Origin of the sequence: Collimonas sp. (assembly GCF_035566555.1) — a bacterium.
Lineage (GTDB): Bacteria > Pseudomonadota > Gammaproteobacteria > Burkholderiales > Burkholderiaceae_D > Collimonas.
The window spans coordinates 1-7,044 of the sequence record NZ_DATMRB010000200.1 but is presented as its reverse complement, the minus strand read 5'-3'; the positions used below and the strand labels follow the sequence as shown (position 1 = coordinate 7,044).

Sequence of the window (7,044 nt, the reverse complement as noted above, 5' to 3'; positions counted from 1 at the left end):
ACCTTCGCCTGGCGCGGCCGCATCCTGCCGGTATTCGACCAGCGTTCGCCTTACGAGCAACAGCTCAAGCAGAGCCTGCACGAGTTTTTCCCGGCGCTGGCCGGCGTGCCGATCACCGCCAGCTGGAACGGTCCGTCGGACCGCTCGGTCACCGGCTTCCCGTTTTTCGGGCGTCTCAACGACATGCCGAACGTGTTTTATGGCTTCGGCTACTCCGGCAACGGCGTCGGCCCCAGTTATATGGGCGGCCAGCTGCTGTCCTCGCTGGTGCTGGGCCTCGACAACGACTGGAGCCGCAGCCCGCTGGCGGCAGGCCCGCGCGGACAGTTCCCGCCCGAGCCGGTGCGCTATCTCGGTTCGCTGGTGGTGCGCAACGCCATCCGCCGCAAGGAGCTGGCGGAAGACCAGGACCGCAAGCCTTGGTTGCTGGACCAGATGCTGAGCAAGCTGGCCAATGCGGCGGGCAAGGCGGACAAGGCTTAGTTGCCTGAGTGTCATGCATCGCCGTTTCGGCTAAATGAAAAACACGGTCTAGTTTATTTGGCAAGCCAGGCACGCCTCGGCCGGACTTGTATAATGGTAGTCTGCCAAAACAAGCTTGCCACCATGACCAACACCACGCATTTCGGTTACAAAACCGTCTCCGAGGACGATAAAGTCCACAAAGTCGCCGAAGTTTTCCACTCGGTTGCACCCAAGTACGACGTCATGAACGACCTGATGTCGGCCGGCCTGCACCGTGTCTGGAAGATTTTCACCATCGCCCAGGCGGCAATACGCCCCGGTTTCAAGGTGCTGGATATCGCCGGCGGCACCGGCGACCTGGCCAAGGCGTTCGCCAAGCGCGCCGGACCTACCGGCGAAGTCTGGCTGACCGACATCAACGAGTCGATGCTGCGGGTCGGCCGCGATCGTCTCTTGAATAATGGCCTGTCCACCCCCACCTTGCTATGCGACGCCGAGAAATTGCCGTTCCCGGACAATTATTTCGACCGCGTCTCGGTCGCCTTCGGTTTGCGCAACATGACGCACAAGGATGCCGCACTGGCGGAAATGCGCCGTGTGCTGAAGCCGGGCGGCAAGTTGCTGGTGCTGGAGTTTTCGAAAGTATGGGAGCCTTTGAAAAAGCCCTATGACGTCTATTCGTTTTCTGTCTTGCCGTGGCTGGGCAAGCAAATCGCCAATGATTCTGAAAGCTACCGCTACCTGGCGGAATCGATCCGCATGCATCCCGATCAGGACACCCTGAAACAGATGATGACGGATGCCGGCCTGGAGCGGGTTGAGTATTTCAATTTAACTGCCGGTGTGGCGGCCTTGCATACCGGCATAAAACTGTAGGAGCTCGCATGAAGAAAGTTTTGCTGATGTTGCTGATGGTGGCAACCACCCTGTCGATGACCATCTCGAACGCCGACGCCCGTCGTCTCGGCGGCGGCGGCTCGTTCGGCAAGCAGTCGTCAGGCATTTCGCGCCAGGCGCCAAGCGCGCCGTCGCAGAATTTCGGCAGCGCCAATCAAGCCAAGCCGGCAGCGCCTGCCGCTACGCCGGGTGCGATTCCGCCTAAGCCTGCCAGCCCATGGAAGGGTATCCTCGGCGGCGCCTTGCTCGGCCTCGGCCTCGGTGCTCTGATGTCGCACTTCGGCATGGGCGGCGCTTTCGGCTCGTTCCTGATGATGGCCTTGCTGGCAGTTGCCGTGATCTTTGTGGTGCGCCTGGTCATGCGCAAGAACAGCTCTGCGCCTGCGGCCTATTCCGGGGCCAGCTCGGCGCCTAACTTTGGCGGCAATCAGCCGGCGGCCGGTTTTGACAATAACTCGTCCGGTTTCACGCCTGAAATCGGTTCTCGCATCAATTCCGGCCCGTCGTTCCAGCCGTCGGCATTGCAGGCAAGCGATCCGTCGGCGGCCTCGCACGGCGGTCCATGGGGCATTCCGGCGGATTTCGACGTTCCCGGCTTTGTCCGCAGCGCCAAGACTTATTTCATCCGACTGCAAGCCGCCTGGGACAAGGCAGACATCAACGATATCCGTGAATTCACTACGCCGGAAATGTTCGGTGAGCTGCGCCTGCAGTTGCAGGAACGCGGCGCTTCGCCGAACAACACCGACGTCGTGCAGCTGGATGGCGAGTTGATGGGCATCGAAACCATCGGCAACGATTACCTGGCCAGCGTCAAGTTCACCGGCCTGATCAAGGAAGTGCCGGAAGCCTCGGCCGAACCGTTCACCGAAGTCTGGAACCTGTCCAAGCCTTTGTCGGGGCAGGGCGGCTGGGTTTTGGCGGGAATTCAGCAAGTGGCAGCATAAGAAGCTGTTTTACCGCGCCTCGGAGCATAAACCGGCTCTGGAGCTGACAAACTGATAAACTTGGACCGCCCATGAATAATCATGGGCGGTTTTATTTTATGACGATGAATCTTCCACTCAATTTCAAGCCGATCACTGCTTCGGTCAATCACCTGCTGGCGCAAGAACCTTGGGCGCAGCGTATCCTGGCTTCGCATGCCGGCAAGGTCGCCTGTTTCGACGGCGGCGCCGTCAAGCTGAGCTGGCAGGTCAGCGCCGACGGTTTGCTGCAGGCGCCGCCGGCGGATACGGATGACCAGGTGGTGAATCTGCCTAACGTCACCATCCGTGTCAATCTGGCCGACCTGCCGCTGATTGCGCAAAATCGCGAGCGCGCCTTCTCCTATGTGAAGATCGAGGGCGACGCCGATTTTGCCAATGCGATTTCCCAGGTCAGCCAGGGTTTGCGCTGGGATGCCGAGCACGACCTGAGCAAGCTGGTGGGCGATATCGCCGCCGTGCGCATCGTTGCCGGCGGCAGCTCGTTGATCGCCGGGGTACGCTCAACCCATAAGAAGCTGACGGAAAACCTGGCCGAATATTTTCTGGAAGAGCAGCCGATGCTGGTGCGGCCGCAGGCTGTATCCGATTTTACGAATGATGTCAGCAGGCTGCGCGACGACCTGGAGCGCCTGGCGAAACGCATCAACAAATTGAAAACCCCATGATCCTGAAATTTTTGCGAGTGCTGAAGATCGTCCGCGTTGCGGTGCGTTATGGCCTGGACGACATCGCCATGTCGGGTTTTGACACGCCGCGCATTTCCAAGCTGATCGACACCCTGATATTCTGGCGCGACATTTCCGCCCCGCGCGGCGAACGCCTGCGCATGGCGCTGGAAGAGCTGGGACCGATTTTCGTCAAGTTCGGCCAGGTGCTGTCGACCCGCCGCGACCTGCTGCCGGGCGATATGGTCGACGAACTGGCGCGCCTGCAGGACCGGGTGCCGCCCTTCAGTTCCGAGCTGGCGATTGCGCAGATCGAAAAATCTCTGAAAGCCCATCCGGACGACCTGTTCGCCAGTTTCGAGCGCGAGCCGGTAGCGTCGGCCTCGATCGCCCAGGTCCACTTTGCCACCCTCAAGGATGGTAAGGAAGTGGCGGTCAAGGTGCTGCGTCCGGGCATGAAGAAATCCATCGATGAAGACGTGGCGCTGATGCATATCGCCGCCGGCCTGGTGGAACGGCTGTGGGCCGACGGCCGCCGCCTGAAGGCGCGCGAAGTGGTGGGTGAATTCGACAAGTACCTGCACGATGAGCTGGACCTGATGCGCGAAGCCGCCAACGGCAGCCAGCTGCGCCGCAATTTCGCCGATTCGGATCTGCTGGTGGTGCCAGAGATGTACTGGGATTACTGCTCGCCTTCGGTGATCGTGATGGAACGCATGCACGGCATCCCGATTTCGCAGCTGGACCGCTTGCGCGATGCCGGCGTCGATCTCGGCAAGCTGTCGCGCGATGGCGTCGAGATTTTCTTCACCCAGGTATTCCGCGACGGCTTTTTCCATGCCGACATGCACCCGGGGAATATCCTGGTGTCGGTGGCGCCGGCCACTTTCGGCCGCTATATCGCGCTCGATTTCGGCATCGTCGGCACTCTCAACGATTTCGACAAGGATTACCTGTCGCAGAATTTCCTGGCGTTTTTCCAGCGCGACTACAAGCGCGTGGCGGAAGCGCACATCGAATCGGGCTGGGCGCCCAAGGAAACCCGGGTCGACGAACTGGAGTCGGCAGTGCGCGCCTGCTGCGAACCGATCTTCGACCGGCCGCTGAAAGACATTTCCTTCGGCCAGGTGCTGCTGCGCCTGTTCCAGACTTCGCGCCGCTTCAACGTCGAAGTGCAGCCGCAACTGGTGCTGCTGCAAAAGACTTTGCTGAATGTCGAGGGCCTGGGCCGTCAGCTGGATCCGGACCTGGACCTGTGGAAAACCGCCAAGCCGCACCTGGAGCGCTGGATGAGCGAGCAGATGGGCTGGCGCGGCCTGCTGCAGCATCTGAAAATCGAAGTGCCGCGTTACAGCAAGCTGCTGCCGCAGCTGCCGCGATTGGCGCACCAGGCGATGACCCACATGATCGAGCCGCGCGCAGAACACAGCAACGAGCTGATGTGGCAGCTGCTGGCCGAACAGCGCAAGACCAACCACTTTCTTGGCATCGTCGTCTATCTCGGCGGCGGCATCGCTGTCGGCGTGCTGCTGACGCTGCTCTACCTGCGCTTTGGTCATGCCATCTGGTGGTAATCATGTCGACGCCTGAGTCCACTCCCAAATTCGCCAGCCGCGATCCTTCGCATCCGGATTTCTGGAGCGAGCGTTTCGAGAAGGACTTCATGCCCTGGGATACCGGCGGCGTGCCGCTGGCTTTGCAGCAATTTGTGAACCGCAGCAAGCCGGTGTCGACACTGATTCCCGGCTGCGGTACCGGCTATGAGGTAGCGTATCTGGCCGAGGCCGGCTGGGACGTCACCGCCATCGACTTTTCCGCCGCCGCCGTCAGCGCAGCGCAGGCCGCGCTGGGAAAATGGTCCGGCCGCGTGCTGCAGGCCGATTTCTTTACCTATGAGGCGCAGCAACCGCTGGGCTTCATCTACGAACGCGCCTTTCTGTGCGCTTTACCGCCTGAGCGCCGCAGCGACATCGTCAGCCGCTGGGCCGCACTGTTGCCGCCCGGCGCCACCCTGGCCGGATTCTTCTTTTTCGGCGACTCGCCTAAAGGGCCGCCGTTCGGCATGGCCCGGGCCGAACTGGAACGCTTATTGCATGCCGATTTCGAGCTGGCCGACGAACAGGATGTGACGGATTCGATTGCCGTATTTGCCGGCAAGGAGCGCTGGATGGAGTGGCGCCGCCGCCCGTAGCGTGGGCACGCCTTTGTGCCCACGCGTGACCCGCGATAACCGGAGTATTAACCGACCCGGCAGCGAAATGGCATGTACATGAAGGAAATTCACGCGTGGGCACGATGTGCCCACCCTACATGACTGCTTGCCGAAAAAAGCCAGTGTATGTCCGAAGGTACATACACTGGCTTTTTTCACATAATTTGCAGTCAGCTTGCTACAATTGGCGGTTTTTCGCCCTTCTGGAAATGACTAAATATGGCGCTGCTAGAAATCCGTAACGTCAGTCGTCGTTTTGGCGACTTTGCCGCAGTTGACAATATCAGTCTGTCAATTGAAGCCGGCGAATTCTTTACCCTGCTGGGCCCTTCGGGCTGCGGCAAGACCACCTTGCTACGCATGATCGCCGGTTTCGATCTGCCGGATTCCGGCCAGATCCTGCTGGATGGCGTCGACCTGGTGGGCAGTCCGCCGGAACACCGGCCGGTATGCACCGTATTCCAGAACTACGCGCTGTTTCCGCACATGACGGTCTCGGCCAACATCGCTTTCCCCCTGAAGATGGCCAAGGTGCCGGCCGACCAGATCCGCCTCCGGGTCGAAGAGGCGCTGGAAGACGTGCGCCTGACCGGCTTCGCCGCGCGCTTTCCGCATGAGTTGTCTGGCGGTCAACGGCAGCGGGTGGCGGTAGCGCGGGCGCTGGTCTCGCGTCCCAAGCTGCTGCTGCTGGACGAGCCTTTGTCGGCGCTGGACGCCAAGCTGCGCGAGCAGATGCAGATTGAACTGATCAATCTGCAAAAGGAAGTCGACATCACCTTCGTCTACGTCACCCACGACCAGGGCGAAGCGCTGGCGCTGTCGCACCGCATTGCGGTCATGAACCGCGGCAATGTCGAACAGCTGGACGAGCCTTCGCGTATCTACAGTTACCCGCGCACCCGTTTCGTCGCCGATTTTATCGGCACCTGCAACTTGCTGGATGGCGCCATCGCCAGCGTCGACGGCGCTGCCATGCAGCTGGACGTGCCCGGCCTCGGGCTGGTAAAGAGCGCCGTGCCGCCGAATGCGGCGGTCGGCTTGAAAGGCACGCTGGCGCTGCGCCCGGAAAAGATCCATATCAGCGCCGAGATCGGCACCGATACCGCGGAAAACCATTTCAAGGGCTTCGTCAAGGAGCTGCTGTACCTGGGCGATGTCACCGTGTACATCGTGCAGACCGAAGGCGGCACCACGATAGAGGCCTTGCTGGCGAACTCGGCCGCCGGCCGCGCCAAATTCTTCGAGGTCGGCGACATGGTCGACATCGCCTGGCAATTCGACGCAGGGCATTTCTTGTATGAGTAAGGCCGCAATAAACGACGCCGACAAACGCGGCCGCTTGGCGCGCTGGCTGATCAGCGGGCCGCCGCTGTTCTACCTGCTGCTGTTCTTCGCCATCCCCAGCCTGATCATGGTGTTTGCCTCGGTGCGCTATGCCGGCGACTACGGTGGCCTGGCGCCAGTGTTCGACGAGGCCGGCAAGCTTAACCTGACGCTGGAAAACTTCCAGCGATTCACCTCCGATTTCATCTATACCGCGATCTTCCTGAAATCGCTGATGTACGCGGTGATCACCACCTGCTGCTGTCTGCTGATGGCTTATCCGCTGGCGCTGCTGATCGCGCGCAGCCCGAAGAAATACCGCGACCTGCTGATCCTGCTGGTGATCCTGCCGTTCTGGAGCAACTTCCTGATTCGTGTGTACGCCTGGATGATCATCCTCGGTCCGCAATCCGGCCTGACGCAGGCAGTCAACTATGTGCTGGGACTGGTGGGGATCGAACCGGTGCGCCTGTTGTTTACCGCGTTCTCGGTG

The 7,044-nt window shown here is 60.8% G+C and carries 8 protein-coding genes; all 8 read left to right on the top strand.

The window, feature by feature from the left end:
• Positions 1-483, top strand: a 483-nt coding sequence (locus VNZ65_RS24820; RefSeq protein ID WP_325673887.1) for an FAD-dependent oxidoreductase, incomplete at its 5' end; no start/stop codon positions are given.
• Positions 484-606: 123 nt separating this feature from the next.
• A complete protein-coding gene (gene ubiE / locus VNZ65_RS24815; protein ID WP_325673889.1) occupies positions 607-1,341 on the top strand; it encodes a bifunctional demethylmenaquinone methyltransferase/2-methoxy-6-polyprenyl-1,4-benzoquinol methylase UbiE in 735 nt (244 codons plus the stop codon).
• Positions 1,342-1,349: 8 nt separating this feature from the next.
• The gene (locus VNZ65_RS24810; protein WP_325673885.1) at positions 1,350-2,309 is read left to right on the top strand and encodes a Tim44-like domain-containing protein; all 960 of its coding nucleotides are present in this window, start codon (positions 1,350-1,352) and stop codon (positions 2,307-2,309) included.
• 98 nt (positions 2,310-2,407) lie between these two features.
• Entirely contained in the window at positions 2,408-3,016 is a 609-nt protein-coding gene (locus VNZ65_RS24805; protein WP_325673883.1) for a ubiquinone biosynthesis accessory factor UbiJ, read from the top strand.
• Positions 3,013-4,590 (top strand): ubiquinone biosynthesis regulatory protein kinase UbiB, encoded by a 1,578-nt coding sequence (gene ubiB, locus VNZ65_RS24800; protein ID WP_325673881.1) that lies wholly within the window; start codon positions 3,013-3,015, stop codon positions 4,588-4,590. The genes VNZ65_RS24805 and ubiB overlap by 4 nt, the downstream gene beginning before the upstream one ends.
• Positions 4,591-4,592: 2 nt before the next feature.
• Positions 4,593-5,207: a methyltransferase gene (locus VNZ65_RS24795; protein ID WP_325673879.1), complete on the top strand. Its 615-nt coding sequence runs from the start codon at positions 4,593-4,595 to the stop codon at positions 5,205-5,207.
• A 240-nt stretch (positions 5,208-5,447) separates the two neighbouring features.
• On the top strand, positions 5,448-6,533 hold the full coding sequence (locus VNZ65_RS24790; protein ID WP_325673877.1) for an ABC transporter ATP-binding protein: 1,086 nt from the start codon (positions 5,448-5,450) through the stop codon (positions 6,531-6,533).
• Positions 6,526-7,044 (top strand): ABC transporter permease (locus tag VNZ65_RS24785; RefSeq protein ID WP_414649215.1); only part of this gene is annotated, 519 nt, incomplete at its 3' end. The genes VNZ65_RS24790 and VNZ65_RS24785, both read left to right, overlap by 8 nt.